The organism is Pedobacter hartonius, from assembly GCF_900107535.1.
GTDB classification, from domain to species: Bacteria; Bacteroidota; Bacteroidia; order Sphingobacteriales; family Sphingobacteriaceae; genus Pedobacter; species Pedobacter hartonius.
The window spans coordinates 153623-174091 of the sequence record NZ_FNRA01000011.1 but is presented as its reverse complement, the minus strand read 5'-3'; the positions used below and the strand labels follow the sequence as shown (position 1 = coordinate 174091).

Annotated in this window: 19 protein-coding genes; 5 read left to right on the top strand and 14 right to left on the bottom strand. The window is 43.1% G+C overall.

Translation table 11 applies throughout. The features are described 5' to 3' along the window. Positions 1–173: 173 nt before the first annotated feature. The 13 genes from murI to ubiE all read right to left on the bottom strand — a co-directional run bounded on the left by murI (position 174) and on the right by ubiE (position 11894). On the bottom strand, positions 174–998 hold the full coding sequence (murI, locus tag BLW16_RS18050; protein ID WP_090559173.1) for a glutamate racemase: 825 nt from the start codon (positions 996–998) through the stop codon (positions 174–176). Between the two features lie 59 nt (positions 999–1057). Beyond that, on the bottom strand, positions 1058–1636 hold the full coding sequence (locus BLW16_RS18045) for an OmpH/Skp family outer membrane protein (protein ID WP_090559171.1): 579 nt from the start codon (positions 1634–1636) through the stop codon (positions 1058–1060). 46 nt (positions 1637–1682) lie between these two features. Further along, positions 1683–2213, bottom strand: a complete 531-nt coding sequence (locus BLW16_RS18040; RefSeq protein ID WP_090559169.1) for an OmpH/Skp family outer membrane protein — start codon at positions 2211–2213, stop codon at positions 1683–1685. An 8-nt stretch (positions 2214–2221) separates the two neighbouring features. Further along, positions 2222–4780: a BamA/OMP85 family outer membrane protein gene (locus tag BLW16_RS18035; protein WP_245735368.1), complete on the bottom strand. Its 2559-nt coding sequence runs from the start codon at positions 4778–4780 to the stop codon at positions 2222–2224. Positions 4781–4843: 63 nt separating this feature from the next. Beyond that, entirely contained in the window at positions 4844–5584 is a 741-nt protein-coding gene (locus BLW16_RS18030; RefSeq protein WP_090559165.1) for an isoprenyl transferase, read from the bottom strand. 122 nt (positions 5585–5706) lie between these two features. Beyond that, positions 5707–6504, bottom strand: a complete 798-nt coding sequence (gene porG / locus BLW16_RS18025) for a type IX secretion system protein PorG (RefSeq protein ID WP_090559163.1) — start codon at positions 6502–6504, stop codon at positions 5707–5709. A gap of 1 nt (position 6505) precedes the next feature. Further along, a complete protein-coding gene (locus tag BLW16_RS18020) occupies positions 6506–7387 on the bottom strand; it encodes an NAD kinase (RefSeq protein ID WP_090559161.1) in 882 nt (293 codons plus the stop codon). A 61-nt stretch (positions 7388–7448) separates the two neighbouring features. Further along, positions 7449–8111 carry a CBS domain-containing protein gene (locus BLW16_RS18015; protein WP_090559160.1) on the bottom strand — a complete coding sequence of 221 codons (663 nt, stop codon included), beginning with the start codon at positions 8109–8111 and terminating at the stop codon, positions 7449–7451. A gap of 2 nt (positions 8112–8113) precedes the next feature. Continuing rightward, positions 8114–8878 carry an alpha/beta fold hydrolase gene (locus tag BLW16_RS18010; protein ID WP_090559158.1) on the bottom strand — a complete coding sequence of 255 codons (765 nt, stop codon included), beginning with the start codon at positions 8876–8878 and terminating at the stop codon, positions 8114–8116. A 158-nt stretch (positions 8879–9036) separates the two neighbouring features. Beyond that, positions 9037–9483, bottom strand: coding sequence for a GatB/YqeY domain-containing protein (locus BLW16_RS18005; protein WP_090559156.1), 447 nt, complete (start codon positions 9481–9483; stop codon positions 9037–9039). A 17-nt stretch (positions 9484–9500) separates the two neighbouring features. Then, the gene (locus BLW16_RS18000) at positions 9501–10256 is read right to left on the bottom strand and encodes an SDR family NAD(P)-dependent oxidoreductase (protein WP_090559155.1); all 756 of its coding nucleotides are present in this window, start codon (positions 10254–10256) and stop codon (positions 9501–9503) included. A gap of 92 nt (positions 10257–10348) precedes the next feature. Continuing rightward, positions 10349–11098 (bottom strand): type IX secretion/gliding motility protein PorT/SprT, encoded by a 750-nt coding sequence (gene porT / locus BLW16_RS17995; protein WP_090559154.1) that lies wholly within the window; start codon positions 11096–11098, stop codon positions 10349–10351. A gap of 61 nt (positions 11099–11159) precedes the next feature. Further along, positions 11160–11894 (bottom strand): bifunctional demethylmenaquinone methyltransferase/2-methoxy-6-polyprenyl-1,4-benzoquinol methylase UbiE, encoded by a 735-nt coding sequence (ubiE, locus tag BLW16_RS17990; protein ID WP_090559152.1) that lies wholly within the window; start codon positions 11892–11894, stop codon positions 11160–11162. A 52-nt stretch (positions 11895–11946) separates the two neighbouring features. Here ubiE and yihA point away from each other — a divergent pair, with 52 nt between their 5' ends. From yihA to BLW16_RS17970, 4 genes are read left to right on the top strand one after another with little or no spacing between them, the layout of a single operon-like run. After that, entirely contained in the window at positions 11947–12576 is a 630-nt protein-coding gene (yihA, locus tag BLW16_RS17985) for a ribosome biogenesis GTP-binding protein YihA/YsxC (protein WP_090559150.1), read from the top strand. Between the two features lie 11 nt (positions 12577–12587). Further along, entirely contained in the window at positions 12588–13454 is an 867-nt protein-coding gene (locus tag BLW16_RS17980; RefSeq protein WP_090559148.1) for a UbiA-like polyprenyltransferase, read from the top strand. A 4-nt stretch (positions 13455–13458) separates the two neighbouring features. After that, positions 13459–15174, top strand: coding sequence for a M3 family oligoendopeptidase (locus BLW16_RS17975; protein WP_090559146.1), 1716 nt, complete (start codon positions 13459–13461; stop codon positions 15172–15174). 60 nt (positions 15175–15234) lie between these two features. Continuing rightward, positions 15235–17184, top strand: coding sequence for an amino acid permease (locus BLW16_RS17970; protein WP_090559145.1), 1950 nt, complete (start codon positions 15235–15237; stop codon positions 17182–17184). A 605-nt stretch (positions 17185–17789) separates the two neighbouring features. Here the strand turns inward: BLW16_RS17970 and BLW16_RS17960 are convergent. Further along, positions 17790–19742: a KUP/HAK/KT family potassium transporter gene (locus BLW16_RS17960; RefSeq protein ID WP_090559143.1), complete on the bottom strand. Its 1953-nt coding sequence runs from the start codon at positions 19740–19742 to the stop codon at positions 17790–17792. Positions 19743–19908: 166 nt separating this feature from the next. Between BLW16_RS17960 and BLW16_RS17955 the strand changes: the two genes are divergently transcribed. Further along, positions 19909–20427: a T9SS type A sorting domain-containing protein gene (locus tag BLW16_RS17955; RefSeq protein WP_245735366.1), complete on the top strand. Its 519-nt coding sequence runs from the start codon at positions 19909–19911 to the stop codon at positions 20425–20427. The last annotated feature ends 42 nt before the right edge of the window (positions 20428–20469 follow it).

Sequence of the window (20469 nt, the reverse complement as noted above, 5' to 3'; positions counted from 1 at the left end):
GCCGCAAATTTAGAGTTAATAATAGTATGAACCTAGAAAGAAATACAATCTTTCATTATCCTGACTTTGCCATGAAAAACCACCTTTTTATCTATAAAAAAGCCGATTTCAACAGTTATCATAACATACCTTTAACATTAATTTGACGCTAAAACTACCAATTGATATGCTCATTACCACCTCAGCCTGGAGGAAACAATAGTTTCATCAAAAAAAATGGAGGCATTTTTATCAAAGACTTTTTCGTCGCCTGAGGTGTAAAACCTTTTAGCACGCTCTTTACCGAGCCTGACTTCCATTTCGGGGTGACGTTTCAGATAGTCTGCCAGACTGTTTGCAACGATGTCTCCCTGGGCCACCAGCTTAAATCCTTCGGGCAGAATTGCGGCCATTTTCGACATCAGCAGAGGGTAATGGGTACAGGCTAAAAGTATGGTATCTATTGCCGGGGATTTCGCCAGCAGCTCATCTATATATTTCTGAACAAAATAATCTGCCCCGGGATGGATGTGTTCATTGTTTTCTATGAGCGGTACCCATAAGGGGCAGCTTTGCTGGATCACTTCCAGTTCAGGATAGAAATGACGGATCTCAATGGGATAGGATTCTGAGTTCACTGTACCGCGGGTACCCATTACGCCAATGGTATTGGTTTCAGTAAAATTACCTATCACTTCAGCTGTAGGCCTGATTACTCCCAGTACACGGTGATCCGGGTATTTAAGGGGAAGTACCTTCTGCTGGATGCTGCGCAACGCTTTGGCAGATGCGGTATTACAGGCCAGAATAACCAGCGGGCAGCCCTGTGCAAAAAGCCATTCCACGCATTCGAGTGTATACTGGTAAACAGTTTCGTAGGAATGGTCTCCGTAGGGTGAACGGGCATTGTCACCCATGTAGATATAGTTATAGCCGGGCAGCTTGTCTGCGATCGATTTGAAGACCGTCAGCCCTCCGTAACCTGAATCAAAAATGCCAATAGATTTCGTATCGTTCATATCAAAAAAAAGCGGAACCAGGTATATACCTGGTTCCGCAATTTAATATATTTTCAGGACTATTTTTTAGGAGCAGTTGCAGCAGCTGTTGTTCCGGAGATACCTAATTTAGTTTTTACAGCAGCAGTAACATCGTCACCACCTTCCCATGCCAGCAGGTTGTTTGCACCTTGCTGGGCAGAGATATCAAAAACATAAGCAAAACCTTTTTCTTTAGCCACAGCTTTTACAGCATTGATAAATTTTGTGTTCAATGGAGCCAACAGTTCACTTTGTTTAGCAGCGATATCCTCTTGTGCTTTTTGAGTAGATTCAGAGATACGTTTTTTCATATCATCCAATTCAGCACTTTTAGTCTGCAGTTCTTTTCCTACAGTTTCTTTATTGGCTTCACTCATTGTTTTGTTTAATGCAACTGCAGCTTCATACTTAGTCTGGTATTCAGTCTGCATTTTTCCAATCTCAGATTGTTTTTGTTTTTGCAGCGCTTCTAATGTTGTCGATGCCGTTTTGGCTTCCGGCATAGCGGCAAAGATCGCTTCAGAATCAATGTGTGCAATTTTTTGCTGAGCACTTGCAACGTTAGCAGTAAACACTAAGCCAGCTGCGACAAAAAATACGTTAATTAACTTTCTCATTTCTATTGTTCTTAATAATTGTGTTTTAATATTTATTTAAGTGTGTCTATTTAACTGAAGTGCTTGGTTTGTAACCCAGTCTGATGATCACATCATTGCTCAGGTCATAATTACTGCTCGAATAGATCATCATGGTAGACTCACTACTCTTATCAAAGATAAAGTCGAGGAACTTTGTTTTTGCCAGGTCTGAAATTACGGACGTCACTTTATCCTGGATAGGTTTCAGCAACTTGCTGCGTGTCTGGAAAAGCTCTCCTTCGGGGCCGAATTTCTGGCGCTGATATTCTTTTGCAGCTTTTTCTTTTTCGATAATGTCATTCTCCCTGCGCTTGCGCATATCGTCAGTTAACAATACCTGGTCAGCCTGGTAAGCTTTATACATCTTATCGATCGCCGCAAAATTAGCATCTGATTCCTTTTGAAACTGCTGCGAGAGTACATTCAGCTGATTCAGTGAAGATTTATATTCCGGCAAATTTTTAAGAATGTACTCTGTGTCTACATAAGCAAACTTTTGTGCAAAAGCACCAAAAGTTGCAAACATTAAAAAACCAATTAAAATACCTTTTTTCATTTTTTTTATTAATTAAAGCCACCCAACTGCTGAGCGATACTAAATGTGAAGGATTGTTTACCTCCGTCAGTTATACCAGGAATCGTATCAAATGCATGTCCGTAATCTATACCCAGCATTCCAAAGATCGGTAAAAATATCCTTGCTCCAATACCTGCAGACCTTCTAATATTAAAAGGGTTGTAATCGGAAAACTTGTTCCAGGTATTACCACCCTCTGCAAAACCGATCAGGTAGGCTGTAGCCTGCTGACTTGCGATTACAGGATATCTCAGTTCCATTACATATTTGCTGTAGATCGGGCTACCCGAGTTCTGTGCAATATTGATCTGTTGTGAGGTTGTTGCAGTAGTAGGAATCACCACGTTATTCGCATAACCACGCATCGTGATCAGCTCTGATCCCTGAAGGAAGTCAAATCCCTGCATACCGTCACCACCCAATTTAAACCTTTCAAATGCAGACTGGCCGACAGCCTGGTTATACGAACCCAGGAAACCAAACTGCACCTGTGCTTTCACCACAAATTTACCGGCAAGTCTCTGGAACCATTGCCCTTCAAACTTCCATTTATGGTATTCTGTGAATCTGTATTTCTGTTTATCCGAAGCTGTTGCATAATTCGTATTGTTCAATAACGAATAAGGTGGCGTTGCTTGTATAGTAAACTTAAAATAAGAACCCTCAGTTGGGAAGATCGGTGAATTTCTTGAATCCCTGCTCAGCTCCTGCGTTAAGTTAAAGTTATAAGAAGTACCGGTAGAAAACAAATATCCCGGATAATTATTCAAAATATATTGCTGTGCATTGATCGAGTGGGTTAACTGGAAGTAGTTATCAGGCCATTTTAAAACTCTTCCCAAACTCACGGTTACACCATTTAAACGAATTCTTTGTGCAGCAGTGGTAGTAGTTGAATTATAAGACTGCAATGAAGTGAAGGCACTTAAACCAAAACTCACCGGTTTCTTACCGCCCAGCCATGGTTCAGAGAAAGAGAAACTGTACGACTGGTAATAACTTCCGTTTGTCTGGCCGCGAAGGCTCAGCTTTTGTCCGTCTCCTTTGGGAAGGGGTTTATATGCTTTTGGATTAAAAAGGTTTCTCAGGGAGAAGTTGTTGAAGGTAAGCCCGATTGTTCCGATCACACGGCCACCACCAAAACCACCTGATAGTTCTACCTGATCTGAAGGTTTCTCCTCAACGGCGTATTCAATATCCACTGTACCATCCGAAGGGTTAGGTTTCGGTGTAGGAACGGTTTTAGATTCGTCGAAGTTTCCTAACTGACCGATATCCCTTACGGTACGGACCAGTAATTCTTTGGAGAACTTGTCACCGGGTCTCGTACGTACTGCACGCAGTACTACCCTGTCATTCGTGATGGTATTCCCTTTAACGGTGATCCTGTTATTGGTATACTGAGGTCCTTCATAGACCCTTACTTCCAGGTCTACCGTATCATTGTAAATTTTTGTCTGAATAGGCTCAACGTTAAAAGTCAGGTAACCATCATTCAGGTAGATGCTGGATACGTCATCACTTTCGGCACCATTACCATGAAGTTTAACATTCAGTTTTTCTTCGCTGAAAATATCGCCCTTTTCGATGGCAAGTACCTTGGAAAGGTCCTTGGTAGCATATTTTGCATTTCCTGCCCAAGTAATGTTACCCACATAATATTTCGGGCCTTCATACAGGTCAATTTTGATGCCGACAGATTTTTCGTTGTGCCTGTATGTCGTATCTTTTATGATCGTTGCATCACGGTAACCTTTCTCCTGCATTTTAGCAACCAGTTTCTCCTTATCCTCCGCGTATTTTTCCTTACTGAATTTACCAGGGCCGAACACTTTATAAAAGGCCATTACCTTGGTTTTCTTCATAAACTTACGCAACTGGACAGGCTTGAAATTCTTATTGCCTGTAAACTCTATATCGTGCACCTTTACCTTGCGCCCCTTATCTACAAAAACCTGCAGCACAACTCCGTTTTCCATATTGGGATCCGGCTTCGTTTTGTAATCAATCTTGGTAAAGAAAAAGCCTTTCTCGGCAAGATATTTGTTGATGGTCGAAGTGGTACTGTTATACGTATTTTCGTTGATGATTGTCTTTCCGGATTTCGAATTCAGCTTTTCAGTGATATCCGTTTTCTGTGACTTGCTCAGTCCGTTGAGTTCAAATGAGCTTAAGCGCGGGCGCTCTACTACCTGGATATCAAAGTAAACTGTATCTTCAACAAGTTTGGCAATATTCAGTTCAACATCATCAAACAATCCCTGGGCCCATAATGTTTTGATTGCCGCAGAAGTGGCTTCGCCGGGCAGTAAAATCCTTTCCCCTTTAATTAATTTCGAAAGTGTGATAATAACCTCTTTATCAATGAACTTTGCTCCGCTCAGCGTTGTTCCTCCAATAATGTATTCTTTAGGCTGAAAATAATCTAAATCCGTACCGCTTACTTTTAAGCTTGGGGTGGCAGGGTTAGACTTGGGACGGTTGATCTGGGCCATTGTCGGTAACCCGATCAACAACAATAATATAAGTTGGTATATTCTTTTCATTTACAATCTAAAAAACGTTGCTAAGTTAATTTAAACACATGTTAAAAAGTGTTAAAAGTAAAATTAGTTCAACTGTTCACTAATTTTACCGAAGCGACGTTCGCGCTTTTGATAGTCTACAATAGCTTCAAAAAGATCTTCCTTCATGAAGTCGGGCCACATTGTTTCAGTGAAATAAAGTTCGCCATAGGCTATTTGCCAAAGCAGATAATTACTGATCCTGTGTTCACCGCCCGTACGGATCAGCAGCTCAGGATCGGGCATGTTCACCGTTGTTAACTGAGAAGAAAATGATGATTCATTGATATCATTAATGTCCATCTTTCCATCCTTCACCAGCAGGGCAAGTTTTTTTGCAGCCTGAACGATCTCCCACTTGGAACTGTAACTTAATGCAAGTGTCAGTGTACAACTGGTGTTTTTTGATGTTTCTTCCATGGCATGCTTCAGGTCATCGATACATTTCTGAGGCAAAGAGGCAATATCGCCGATGGCGTTCAGCCTGATATTATTCTTATTGAGCGTAACGATCTCGGCATTGATGGTAGAAATCAACAATTCCATCAATAAATTCACCTCTTCAATTGGCCTGTTCCAGTTCTCCGTAGAGAATGCATATACCGTAAGATATTTCACTCCGATATCCGAACATCCTTCTACCACGTCTTTTAGCGATACAACCCCGCTCTCATGTCCGAAGGATCTGAATTTGCCCTGATTTTTAGCCCATCTTCCATTCCCATCCATAATGATAGCGATGTGTTCTGGTAAGCGGCTAATATCTATTTGTTCTTTAAATCCCATTATTGGTGCAAATATGGCTAAAATGTCTAACAATCAGAAGAGTTTGTTAGACCACTCCTAAAAGAAGGGTCAAAGTTATAAGTTATTTTGTTTATTTCTACCATAAACTTTAACGGTAAATTTTAAAAAGTAAAACACTTATCCGAGATGAAGGTATAGGAAATCCCGACATGAAAGAAAAAATAGGTGTCATATTTACGATAATCCCCGCGCTGATCGCCGGGACGCACGTTTTGGGGGAACGGCGAGGGGTTAGAAAGGTTCACCCGGACCGGGTTCTCCCTGTCATCCCTTCCGTAGACATCGGTCTGCGGGTATTTATCCCCCACATCATCCAGGTAATCGGTATGCGCGGTTCTGTAACCCAACTGTGTGAGCAGCCCCCAGTGATCAGATATCCGGTATTTTATACCGGCACCATAGGGAATACTGATTGCGTAATTTCTGTATGTCCTGCCTTCAGTATGGTAGTATTTAAGTTCGTACTCCTGCCCGTAATAGGTAGCCCTGGGGTTGAAAAGCACTCCGCCGATCCCTGCGAATATATAGGGGCTGAAGTTCTTCCGGCCACCGCCAGAAAAATAATCAAAAAAATTAAAGTCCACCTGAAAGCTCAGTTCATTGAGCGGGGTACTGAAATTAAGGTTCCTGTTTCTGAAATCGGCGTTGGACGAAGTTGCATCGTTATCTTTTATTTTTCCGTGGTTATAATGCAGCCCAATGGCCCAGTACGGATCCAGGTTTGCCTTCACAAAGGCGCCAAAGGCTGCCCCGCTGACATCAAAAGGATTCTTCGGGTTAAGGTCGCCCAGATATCCTCCAGCGCCCACATTTGCCCCAACCTCCATCACCTGGGCGGTAGCAGCTGCAGAAAGCAGGCAAAACAGCGTACCAGAAAAAAGTATCCTTTTGAACCTCATGTTAATAATTGCGCGTATCAATCCCCCAAAGCAATTTATTCCGGAGCGTGGTCAGGTAACTTTCATTGTGCAAACGAATCAGGTTGACGTGAAACGCAGCTTTATTAACGGTTATTTTTACGGATCTGTCAACAGTTGCGGTTCTGGAATCACAGGATACCAGGAATTTAGTGCTCCTCGCTTCTACTTCAAATCTCAGGGAAACATCATCGGGAATAATCACAGGCCTCACATTTAAGTTGTGCGGTGCGATAGGGGTAATGACAAAGTTCTGTGCACTGGGAAAGATGATGGGGCCGCCGCAGCTCAGGGAATAAGCGGTAGACCCCGTAGGCGTTGCGATAATCAGCCCGTCAGCCCAGTAGGAGTTAATAAATTCATCATTCATATAGGCATGAATGATCATCATGGCCGTATTGTCACGCCGGTGAATAGTGATATCATTTAGGGCAAAATTCTCCTCCCCGAACAGGTGATGTTTGGATTCAACATTCAGCAGGGTTCTTTTATCCAGGGAATATTCCTGGTTCACCAGGGCCTGTATTGCATTTTTGATCTCATTCTTGTTTATACTTGCCAGGAAGCCCAGACGGCCAAAGTTGATTCCGATTACCGGTATTCCCGAATCACGGACCAGCGCCAGTGTATCAAGTAAAGTTCCGTCACCGCCCAGACTAATGAGCACATCAGCGTTATTACACAATCCCGGATGATCACAAAAAGTGGTCATTCCCGGAGGCAGCTTTACCTTATCTTCAATAAACTCGTGGTAATCCTGATGTACGATCGTTTCAATTCCGTATTCCTGAAGGGCATCAAAAACATCCTGCACAAAAGGTAAAACGCTATTGTTAAACTCTCTGCCGTATATTGCAATCTTCATTAGCGCTTATTGTTTTTAATATGACGACGCTAAGGTAACAAAAGGAGTTTTGCCGTACTAATTATACATTCAAATAATTCATCAGTGAATTATAGCGGTCTTCGGTACCATTATCGGTGATCGTGCTGTTAAAAACAGCCTTAACCTGGTAATTATATCTTTCAAAGGAAGAAATGATACCTGAAAGTTCGGTTTTATTGATTTTCAGCGTGACTTCAAGACGGGTAGAATCCTGGAAGGACTGCACATAGGAAGAGAGGATCTGTGCATTGTCGCCCTCAATGATCTGTGCCATATGAGACAGGGAATTGTTCCTGTTGTTGATCTCCAGAACAATAATTCCTCCCGGTTCTTTTACCGCATAGATCTCTGAAGTATAATCGATCAGGTTGTGTATGGAAATGATTCCAAGATAATTTTTACTGTAATCCAGCACAGGTACGATTGACAGCTGCAACTGGTAAAACACCCGGATCACATCATAAATATGTGCATCCTGGTAGACAAAGGGGTTGAGAATGGTTAATGAAAGTCCACCAAGAGCCTCTTCAGGATGACGGACTTCCAGTAATTCTTCTTCAGCTACAATACCCAGGAACTGGGTTTCATTTACGATGGGCAAATGGTACAGTTTGAACTCAGACAGCCTGTCCAATGCCACCTGAACTGTGTCATACGTCCGCAAGGGAGGGATTGAATTGGATATGAGTTCAGATGCAAACATTGTTATTTCAGTAAAATTCTATCTAAAAATGTATTCAGGTACGGGATAAAAACATCGGGGCGCTCCATCATCGGCGCATGGCCGCATTTATCAACCCAGTTTAGTTCTGAATTGGGCAAAAGCTGGTGAAATTCCTCAGCCACTTCCGGCGGTGTAACTTTATCCTGCCTGCCCCAGATCAGCGAAACCGGGATCGTTATTTTAGAAAGTTCTTTTGCCATGTTGTGACGTATGGCAGACTTCGCTAATGCTAAAATACGAATAACTCTTGAACGTTCATTCACCGATTTGTAAACTTCGTCAACCAGTTCTTTTGTTGCTATGGCAGGATCGTAAAAAGTGAACTCCACTTTTTCACGGATATAATCATAACTTTCCCTTCTCGGGAAGGAACCGCCAAAGGCATTCTCATATAATCCTGAGCTGCCGGTAAGCACCAGTGCTTTCACGCTTTCCTGGTGTGCTGCCGTAACCACCAGGCCCACATGGCCACCCAGTGAATTGCCAACCAACACTACCTGTCCAAGTTTTTTAAACTTTATAAATTTATGTACATACTTCGCCAGGCTTTTCACCCCAAGCGTCAGCAGCGGCAATTCATATATCGGCAGTATAGGTACAAGAACACGGTAACGATCTTTAAAATGATCAATTGTGGGTTCCCAGTTACTCAGCTCTCCCATCAAACCATGAAGTAATACCAGGGGTTCGCCTTCACCGGCTTCTATAAAATTAAACCCATCCTCTTCTATTACCTCGTATTTCATGTGTTTATATTTTTTTGTTGTTTGATTGTAATATAGAGTTTATGGTCAACAGTTGATTTCAAAATGTAATAGTACTAAGTTAACAGGCAATTTCAATTTACAGCAATATTAACAGTTAATTTTAAAAATATTGTTCTTTCTACGGTGAGTAACACAATTTATGCCAATTGACTTTTCACGATCTCGGCGATCAGCTTACCATCGGCTTTTCCGGCCAGTTCCTTGTTGGCAAGGCCCATTACTTTGCCCATATCTTTTACAGAACTTGCACCTGAATCTTTGATCAGGCTGGCTACCAGGGTCTCCACTTCTTCCCTGCTCAGCTGTTGCGGCATAAACTGGCTGATCACTTCAATTTCTTCTTCCTCGATCACAGAAAGGTCTTCCCTTCCCTGCTGTTTGTATATATCAGCAGACTCTTTTCTTTGTTTCACTAATCTCTGCAGGATTTTTAGTTCAGCCTCTTCGTTAATTTCTTCGGCAGAACCCTTTTCTGTCCTGGCCAGTAATAATGCAGCTTTTATCGCACGCAGGCCTCTTAACTTTGCCTGATCTTTAGCTAACATCGCCTTTTTTATTTCCTGATCAATAATTGTTGATACCATATATTTACTAATTTCTATTATTTTCTATTGGTTACATATGAATTGGCCTGTGCAGTTGGCCTGATGATCATATCATCGATGTTGACATGCGCGGGGCGGCTTACCACAAACCAGATCGCATCGGCAATATCCTGCGCAATCAAAGGCTCAAGGCCTTCATACACTTTGTCTGCCCGGGCTTCATCACCCTTAAAACGGGTCTTTGAAAATTCAGTTTCCACCATGCCCGGGTTAACAGCTGTAACCTTTATACCATGCGGAAGCAGGTCGACCCGCATTCCTTTATTTAGTGCATCAACAGCATGTTTTGTTGCACAATATACATTTCCGCCAGGATATACCTCTTTACCAGCCGTAGATCCGATATTCACGATATGTCCCTTTTTGTTGCTGATCATCCAGTTGGAAACAATTTTAGTTACATATAACAAACCTTTTACATTGGTGTCGATCATCGTATCCCAATCACTGGTATCGCCCTGGTCAATTGGTTCCAGTCCTAAACTTAAACCGGCATTGTTGACCAGTACATCAACCTGTTTCCAATCGCCCGGCAGCCCTTCCAGTATATCAGTTACTGCAACTTTATCTCTAACGTCCGCAATGAGTGTTTTAATCTCTACAGCGTACTTATCTGCAAAATGTTTAGCAATTTTTTCCAGTTTATCCTGTTTTCTGGCAACCAATATCATCCGGTAGCCCTGCTGTGCAAATAAATGTGCGCAGGCTTCGCCAATACCTGAAGTTGCCCCTGTAATTAGTGCGGTTCTCATTGTAAGTTAAAATTAATAAGTTTTAAAAAGACTTTTCTTTTATCTGCAGAAATGTCCTTGCAGACAAAGCTATGATTTTTTATGTTCGCACATCATTCGAAAAATAAACTGAATGTCACATGACGTAATTTCAGTCTGTCTATTGGAATATTATAGGGGTTCGGCTGGTCATTATTCAGGATATTGTTCAATGAATAAGACAATTTTATCTCGGGTGACATTTTAAAGTATTCGAAATAAAGGTCCATACCAAAGGCGGCTTCGTATGACAGGTAGCTCTTTTTGTTCTTCAGCAGCTTATATAAAAAGTCCTGCCCGGAATCATCCGTTTTTTTCTTAGAGGCTATATCCATCGAATATTTTGCGCCATATAACATGTACGCCCGGAAATTATTCCTTCTGTTGGACTTGATCTTGATCCCCAGCGGAAACTCTACCACGGTAGCCGATACTTTTTGCTCCACACTGCTGAAAGGCATCCTGACCCGGCTGGGCTGTAAATACTCATACTCCATTAACCTGTCTGAAAAGACCAGCGTAGGTGTCAGCCGGACATCCAGGTGATCGCTGATACGGCCATTGACCACAAATCCTATTCCGAAACCAGGGGACGACTTGCCATATACGGCCGATAGTGTATCTGTAATTGGAAGATTGGCATCCGGATCCCTGAAAGGCGCTCTCCAGTCCGGATTCTTTTGTACAATATAATTAGAACTGATATACTGAAAGGTAAAACCAAAGTGGACGCGCTCGTCATCTACACCGCCACCCCAGTTTTGCGCACTGGCACCGGCACCTATAAAAAGAAGAAGAACCAGCAGCGGTAATTTTATATTCATCAGTACTATATTCGTTGACCAAATATAGGAATAGCTGCAGATATCCCGCTATCAATTTCTTCTATGCCTTTACTCCGGTATAGATTGCGCTGATCCCAAAAGTAAGCGGCCTGTGTTTTGTACTTTTATAACCCACCTTATCCATCAGTTGTGTAAATGATTTGCCGTCCGGAAAAGCAATGACCGACTCATTCAGGTAGGTATATGCCCTTGCATCTTTGGAGAACAACTTCCCAAATACGGGCAGCAGGTGTTTAAAATAAAAGTTGTACGACTGTTTGATGGGGAATGCCGTAGGTTTTGAAAACTCCAGGATCACGATCTTACCGCCGGGCTTAAGCACCCGCAGCATATCTGAAAGTCCTTTTTCAAGGTTTTCATAGTTTCTGACGCCAAAGGCAACAGTAATGGCATCAAAATGATTGTCCCCGAAATTCAAACCTTCCGAGTCTCCGGTCTGTACGGTAAAAACATGCTGCAAATTGCGCTCCGCGATCTTTTTACGGGCTACATCCAGCATACCTATTGAAATATCAACGCCAATGATCTTTTCCGGGCTTAATATTTTAATGGCCTCAAAAGCAAAATCACCAGTTCCTGTAGCTACGTCAAGCATCATCTTTGGCTTTAAAGAAGAAAGCTCGCGGATTGCCTTTTTGCGCCATATAATATCTATGCCTGCCGAAAGAAAATGATTCAGAAAATCATAGGTACCGGAGATGTTGTTAAACATGGTGGCTACCTGTTCCTTTTTTGTGACGGAGGCAGATTGGTATGGAGTTATTTTTTCGTTCATGGTAAGCGGCAAAGATAAGTATTGTTGAAAACTAATTTTCTACCTTTGTCAAATGATTATAAAATCAGCAACATTTATTTGTAGTAATACAAAGATTTCGGCGTTGCCGGTCGCCAACATGCCGGAATATGCTTTTATCGGACGTTCAAACGTAGGGAAATCTTCATTGATCAACATGCTGGTGAACCAGCACGGATTGGCAAAAACGTCTCAGAAGCCCGGAAAAACACAGTTAATCAATCACTTTCTGGTGAATGAGAAATGGTATATTGTCGATCTGCCGGGTTATGGCTATGCAAAAGTATCCAAAAACAGCCGGGAGAACTGGGAGAAATTCATCCGTAACTACATTACAAAAAGAGAAAGTTTACAATGTGTATTCGTTTTGATTGATAGCAGGCTCACGCCGCAGAAGATAGATATTGAGTTTTGCTGCTGGATGGGAGAAATTCAGATTCCCTTTGTTCTGGCTTTTACAAAGGCGGACAAACAGTCCATTACCAAGACAAACCAGAACATCGCCCTTTTCAAAAAAGAGCTTTCAGGATGGTTTGAGGAGACCCCCCCCGTATTCGCTACTTCGGCAGAAAAAATGCAGGGAAAAGACGAGATCCTGAACTTTATCGAGCAGACGAATCTCGACTTTGCGATGCCCATTCTTACACCAAAAGAAGATATCTAATACGCCTGAAGATGAAGAAGTATTTTTCGCTTGTGCTTTTTGCACATTCTGTTTTCGCCCTGCCTTTCGCAATGATCGGATTTTTCCTCGGCGTAACCACTACACAACATCCTTTTCAATGGCTTAGCCTGTTACTGGTCCTGCTCTGTATGGTTTTTGCACGTAATGCTGCCATGGCCTTTAACAGGTATCTTGACAGGGATATTGATGCCAAAAACCCAAGGACCAGCATGCGCGATATTCCTGCGGGAAAAGTTTCTGCAAGTGAGGCCCTGATATTCGTGATGGTCAACTGCCTGCTCTTCATGATTACTACAGCATTCATCAATAACCTGTGTCTGTACCTTTCGCCCGTTGCGTTATTTGTAGTGTTGTTTTACAGCTATACCAAAAGATTTACGGCCTTATGCCACATGGTGCTGGGACTGGGTTTATCCCTTGCCCCGATAGGCGCATATATTGCGGTAACAGGCCAGTTCAATATTGTGCCTGTGTTGTATTCCCTGGCAGTATTGTTCTGGGTAAGCGGCTTTGACATTATCTATGCCCTGCAGGATGAAGAATTTGACAAGGGTGAAAAACTACATTCCATCCCTTCAGCACTGGGTAGAAAGAATTCACTCCGGCTATCTGAGGTACTGCACCTCTTTTCAGCAGTATGTGTGATCCTGCCTATCCTGTTCACTCCTTTCAGCTGGGCCTATTACCTGGGTGTGGCCTTTTTCTGCTCCATGCTGATTTATCAGCACCTGCTGGTTAAACCGAACGACATCAGTAAAGTAAATAAAGCTTTTGCAACCACCAACGGACTGGCATCGGTGATCTTTGCCGGATGTTTTTTGCTGGATGCTTTTTTAAGAACCTTTTTAAATTTCTAGTCCAATGATCAATATGACTATTCCCAAAAAAACACGTGCTTATATCCCTCAGAATCTTGAAATAAAATGGGATACCATCTCTCCCATCCTTGACGAACTGTTAACCAGGCAGATCAGCAGTGTCACCGAACTGGAACACTGGCTGAAAGATAAAAGTGAACTGGAGGCCGCACTTGAAGAAGATTTTGCGTGGAGATACATCAGGATGACCTGCGACACGGCAAATGAAGAACTGGTAGCTAGTTTTCAGTATTTTGCAACAGAAATCGAACCGAAGATCTCCCCGATCGGAAACCTGTTAAATAAAAAACTGGTTGACAGCGCTCACATAGATGAGCTCGACCAGGATAAATATTTCGTATACATCAGGGCCATCAGGAAAGCGCTTGAAATATACAGAGAAGAAAACGTGGAACTGTTCACAAAGATTCAGCTAACGGCACAGAAATACCAGGCGGCAAGCGGCGCGATGAGTGTGGTGATCAATGACCAGGAATATACGCTGGTACAGGCATCGAATTTTATCAAAGATGTGAGCAGGACGGTAAGGCAAAATGCATGGGAATTGATCCAGCAGCGCCGTCTGGCAGATAAAGATGACCTGAATATCATCTTTGATGAGCTGGTAGCACTGAGACACCAGGTGGCTTTAAACGCTGGATTCGAAAACTACCGCGATTACATGTTCCAGGCCATGGGCAGATTTGATTACGGCGTAAAAGATTGTTACGATTTTCATGAGGCCATTGAGAAAGAAATTGTCCCGATCTTAAAAGAACAGGCAGAAAAAAGGGCCGAAGCTATGGGACTGGAAGTATTGAAACCGTGGGACACAGATGTGGACATATCCGGTAAAGCAGCACTGAAACCTTTCCGCAACGGCGAGGAACTGATCGATAAAAGTATTGCCGCTTTTGACGCCATTGACCCGAAACTGGGCCAGATGCTGGCCACCATGAAAGTCAACAACCTGTTCGACGTGGAAAGCAGAAAAGGAAAAGCACCGGGCGGATATAACTATCCGCTGGCAGAAACAGGCGCACCTTTCATTTTTATGAATTCTGCAGGATCAATGAGGGACCTGACCACGATGGTTCATGAAGGAGGCCATGCCGTACATACTTTCCTGACCGCAAATCTTGAACTGAACGACTTTAAACACTGCCCTTCCGAAGTAGCCGAACTCGCCTCAATGAGTATGGAGCTCATCTCTATGGACCAATGGCATATCTATTTTGACAATGAGGCCGATCTGATCAGGGCGAAGAAGGAACAACTGATAGATGTATTGAAAACACTGCCCTGGGTAGCCGTGATTGACCAGTTCCAGCACTGGATCTATACAAATCCGTCACATAATGCGGCCGACAGGGAAGAAGCTTTCAAACAGATCTACAGCACCTTTGCTGCAGGCTTCGCCAATTGGGACGGACTGGACCAGGAGTTCGGAAACTTATGGCAAAAGCAGCTGCATGTTTTTGAACTGCCTTTCTATTATATTGAATATGGGATTGCGCAACTCGGTGCAATAGCGATCTGGAAAAACTATAAAGAGAATCCTGAAAAGGCATTACAGCAATACCTTGATGCGCTGGCCCTGGGTTATACAAAACCAATGAACGAGATCTATGAAACTGCGGGCATTAAATTTGATTTCAGCAGCAGTTACATCAATGAGCTGGCTTCTTTTGTGAAGGATGAGTTAGATAAATTAGGCTAGGGTTGCATATATTATTTTTTTATTTATAATTTCAACAAAACTAAAACTCTATTGCCTATTATGTTTGAAAATCTTTTCAGGAAAAAGTCGATCACTAAAATATTAGAAGATGCAGAAAAAGGCTATGGGGACCATGCGTCTTTAAATAAAACGCTCGGCGTAAAAGACCTTACTGCATTTGGAATTGCAGCGATCATTGGTGCCGGGATTTTCAGCACAATAGGAAAAGCCAGTGCAGATGGCGGCCCTGCAGTGATCTTCCTGTTTATTTTCACGGCCGTTGCCTGTAGTTTTGCAGCCTTCGCCTATGCTGAATTTGCATCTATGGTCCCCGTTTCGGGAAGTGCATATACGTATTCTTACGTAGCATTTGGCGAGCTCGTGGCCTGGATCATCGGCTGGTCGCTCATTATGGAATACGCCATCGGAAACATCACTGTGGCCATATCCTGGTCAGACTATTTCACGGGATTACTCTCTTCCATCCATATACCCGCATTGGGAATCAATGGCATACACCTGCCGGATTGGATGACGATGGACTATCTTACTGCCTATAACGGTCATCAGCATGCGGAAGCCTTGCTGAATGCCGGCAAAAGCTTCTCAAACCTTGATGAAGCCACCCGGATCACAAACAATGCCTGGATCACTGCTCCACAGATCGGCAATTTTCATGTAGTGGCAGACCTGCCGGCACTGGGCATTATCATACTGATCACCTGGCTCGTATACCGCGGCATGAAAGAGTCTAAGAATGCAAGTAATGCCATGGTAATAGTTAAACTGGCCGTGATCTTACTGGTACTATCCGTAGGGGTCTTCTATGTAGATACTGCCAACTGGCATCCTTTTGCACCAAATGGTGTATCAGGCGTACTCAAAGGCGTATCTGCGGTATTCTTCGCCTACATCGGTTTTGATGCGATATCCACCACTGCCGAGGAGTGTAAAAACCCTCAGAAGGATCTGCCAAGGGGCATGATGTGGGCCATTATTATCTGTACAGTTCTTTACGTTGCCATAGCGCTGGTCCTGACCGGTATCGTCAGATATGACAACCTTGCCGTAGGCGATCCCCTGGCTTTTGTATTTGATCACATTAACCTGAAACTGATGAGCGGTATCATCGCCGTGAGTGCTGTGTTTGCCATGGCAAGCGTACTGCTGGTTTTTCAAATGGGACAACCAAGGATCTGGATGAGTATGAGCCGTGACGGCCTGCTGCCCAAGAGGTTCTCCAGGATCCACCCGGTATACAAAACTCCATCCTTCGCTACGATCGTTGTAGGTTTTGTAGTTGCCGTTCCTTCCCTGTTCATGAACCTGACCATTGTGACAGACCTCTGTTCCATCGGAACGTTGTTCGCCTTTGTACTGGTATGTGCAGGGGTACTCGTATTACAAAATAAGCCTAATATTCAGCGTGGCAAGTTCAGGATACCCTATGCCAATGCAAAGTATATCATTCCGGTTGTTTTCATAGGATCAGTCGTTGCTTCCTTCGTTTTCTTTAAGGCTGAAACCACTGCTTTTCTAACCAACAAGGCTAAGGTGCATAACCCGATCAGCTTTATCACTTCGCTGGATAAAGCCGAACTGGCTAAGGTTCAAAGCCAGATAAAAAAAGAACAAACACCATCGGCCATCATAGAAAAAAATATTGATACCGAGGCTTACCTGAATGGCCTGAGTGAAGGGCAATACCAGAGTTTTGTAGAAAAAACCAATGTCAGTGCAGATAAAAAGTTTGAAAGTGGCTGGAGCCTGTTCAAGCACAAGATCCCCATGTGGATCTTCTTTGTGATCTGCGTGGTCGTCACCTATTATTGTATCACCAAAAACCTGTCGCTGATCCCCGTACTTGGATTATTGTGCTGTTTGTATATGATGTGCGAACTGGGTATTTCCAACTGGATAGGATTTGGCATCTGGCTGGTGGTCGGTCTGGTGGTTTACTTTCTTTATGGGTTTAAACACAGCAAGCTGAATCTGGAGAATCAGGTGTAGCGGAGACATAGCTGCCGCAGTTTAGTAAATCCCTGGCAGCAGAGGTTTGCCTGGTTAGTTGAGATCGTCTGGCTTCGCTGAAAAAATGAACATCAGTTTCAATGCTGACTGCTGCTGAAGCGCAGCCGAAGGCATCGAAACTGATGTTCATTTTTTTAAAGATCGTCTGTAGCATGGAGCCAGCCGGATTCCACGCAGTTAACTGCCACAGCCCTTCTAAAATTCCTGGTGTTTTATCACAGCTCCTGAACACAATTACATTCCTGAGTATTATTCCAGTTCCTCTGATCAACGCCGGACGCCCGCATGAACGCTGGTATCTGCACCATGCTCCATAGGTCCATCCGTTCTTTCAGGTGATCCATTGATTTGCATATGCAGCCGCCCTTACATCTCCCCTCAATCACCTTATTCATAAAAACAGGTATGTTATATGACGGCCTTGTCGTTCTTTCGCGCAGCGAATTAATGCAGCCGGAATATAACATACCTGTTTTTATGAATTAAGATAATCCCCTTAAACTCATTGGAGAAACTAAAAAATCATACCAATTAAGCCAGGGAAACAGATTAATTCAGGATAAAATAACGCTTTCATCATCAGATTATACTGAAAGCCGGTTCAGCTCAATATCATCGGTAGATACAAAGTTCAGCGGTACCTTTTCAATGTCAACATAACTGGAATCGAGTCCGAAACTTTTCTCCTCAGACATGCTCAGTTTCTTCAGTATCTGATACCATCGCATAATCGTACGTTCATAAACACTGAGTTTAGAAAATTTAGACAAATGTTTTTCCAGCAGGATGAACCTGAAATCCCCTGCGATCTTATGTTTCTTTAATGACGGATACTGGCTGGTAATATCCACTTCACCATTCTTTACCAGTTGCTCAATGACTTTCCGGTACAGCAGGTTGACGCGTTGCTCTACCCTGAAGCCCAGTTTAAAATCAATACGGATCAGCTTTCCCGGGATCAGGAACTCCACCTTATAATCCTGTGTAAAAGGCTCATCTACCACATCCACATGCACGAGCCAGTAAATATCAGCCCTTTTAGGTTCTTTCTGAAGGATGGAGTACATAATCTTGGATTCCACTTCATGCTTGAAATTTGCACTCGTCAGATAAACCAGCTGGGAGGAATACTTAGGAACCGTGCCATCCTCACTAAGCTCACTGATGATATCAAAATAATCCCCCACCTCCACAAACTTCACAAACCTGTTTTTGATCCTTCGGGCCACGAACCAACCCCACATTACCGTAAACAAGGCGGCGCCGATAAGTAGTGTTACAAAACCTCCGTGCAGGAATTTCGTCATATTTCCCGCAAGGAAGGCAAGTTCCAGCGTACCATACACCATCACAAAAATAACGATCGCATAGAGCGGTACTTTCTTTATTCTCATAAACATCGCTACCAGTATTGTCGTCGCCAGAAATGTCATATTGATCGCTAGTCCGTAAGCCCCTTCCATATAAATAGATTTTTTAAAGATCAACACGATGGAAATACAGCCCGCACAAAGCAGCCAGTTGATAGAAGGCACATAGATCTGCCCCTTTTCGTTACTGGGGTAATTAATTCTCACTTTGGGCCATAAATTTAGCCTGACGGCCTCCGAGATCAGCGTGAATGACCCTGTGATCATTGCCTGACTGGCAATAATCGCCGCCACTGTTGCCAGTGCAACCATAAACAGCAGATAGGGTTCCGGGACGATCTGATAGAATGGGTTCAGATCGTTATTATAATGCGGGTGCTGCAAAAGCCATACCCCCTGACCAAGGTAATTCACAATGAGTGCAGCCTTTACAAAAACCCAGCTTACCCTGATGTTGTTCCTTCCGCAATGGCCCAGGTCTGAGTACAGCGCCTCGGCTCCCGTGGTACACAGGAATACCCCCCCAAGAATAACCAGCGCCATAGGATTGGTGGCGATCAGGTGTACCGCAAAATATGGATTCAGCGCCTTCAGTATACTCAAGTCCTGTGCTACATAGATCATCCCCAAGGCCCCCAGTGCGGCAAACCAAAGAAACATAATCGGGCCGAATAACTTGCCCACGAGACTGGTACCAAATTGCTGGATAATGAATAAGAGGGTGATGATACCAAGTACGATTGGTACCACAAATAAATGAGGAAATTTAAATTGAAGCCCTTCTATCGCGGTTGTAACTGTTATACTGGGTGTAATGATTCCATCAGCCAGTAATGCGCAGCCGCCAAGTACTGCAGGAATCACCAGCCATTTTGCTTTCTTACGCACGAGCGAATACAATGAAAATATGCCACCCTCACCTTTGTTATCGGCCCGCAGGGTAATGGCTACGTATTTGATGGTGGTCTGTAAAGTCAGTGTCCAGATGATGCAGGAAAGCGCACCCAGGACAGTCATTGGGGTAATTTGCTGTCCGCCATCACTCACCGTGTTGAAAATGGCTCTAAGCGTATACAAAGGTGAAGTACCGATATCACCGTAAACGATTCCCAAACTGATCAGCAGACCTGCCGCCGACAGCTTGTTCAATTTTTTTGTTTCAGACACGTTGCAATGTGTTAATTAAAAAGATTGTAAAGATGAAATTTATACTAGAATTATGTGTATTCATCGTGATATTAACAGACTCAACTGTTAAATTGTGTTAAATATTGTCCTCTCCACAAAATCTTTAATTTTTCTGTGGAATTATTTCTACTTTTGCTGAAGATAGATGAATACAAAAACAAAAACGGTCTCACTCATTCGCTTAATTTGCATAATCTGCATCAGTGTATTATGCAGTGCCTCTGTTTTTGCCCAGCGATCTGATAGTATCTCCAATTATGCGAAATATAAAAGGATCATCAAAACTCCCCAGATCAAAGGTGACGTTCCATCCTACAAGCCGAATTATACTCCCGGATCTTCATTCACTCCTTACAACAGCCTGGTATCCCATAGTAAATCAGGAGCAGCCAAAGCAGATAAAATTCTGTCTGTATTGAGGGTGTACCCCAATCCGGTTGATGACCAGATCAATTTTATCCTGCGTTTGGAACGTGAGTCCAACATCTCTATTAAGATCATGGACCTGTTGGGCAATGAAGTGGTGACACTATCCAATGAACGTTTATCTGCCGGTGAGCAAACCAAAACCTTCACCATTCCAAACAGGCTGAACAGCGGCATCTACTTCCTTCGTTTCGTAGCCGGTTCTGAAACCATCGTGAAACGTATTTCCGTTTTATAATTTTCCTTCATTCCTTCCTTTTTAGTGGATATAAAGTTACTT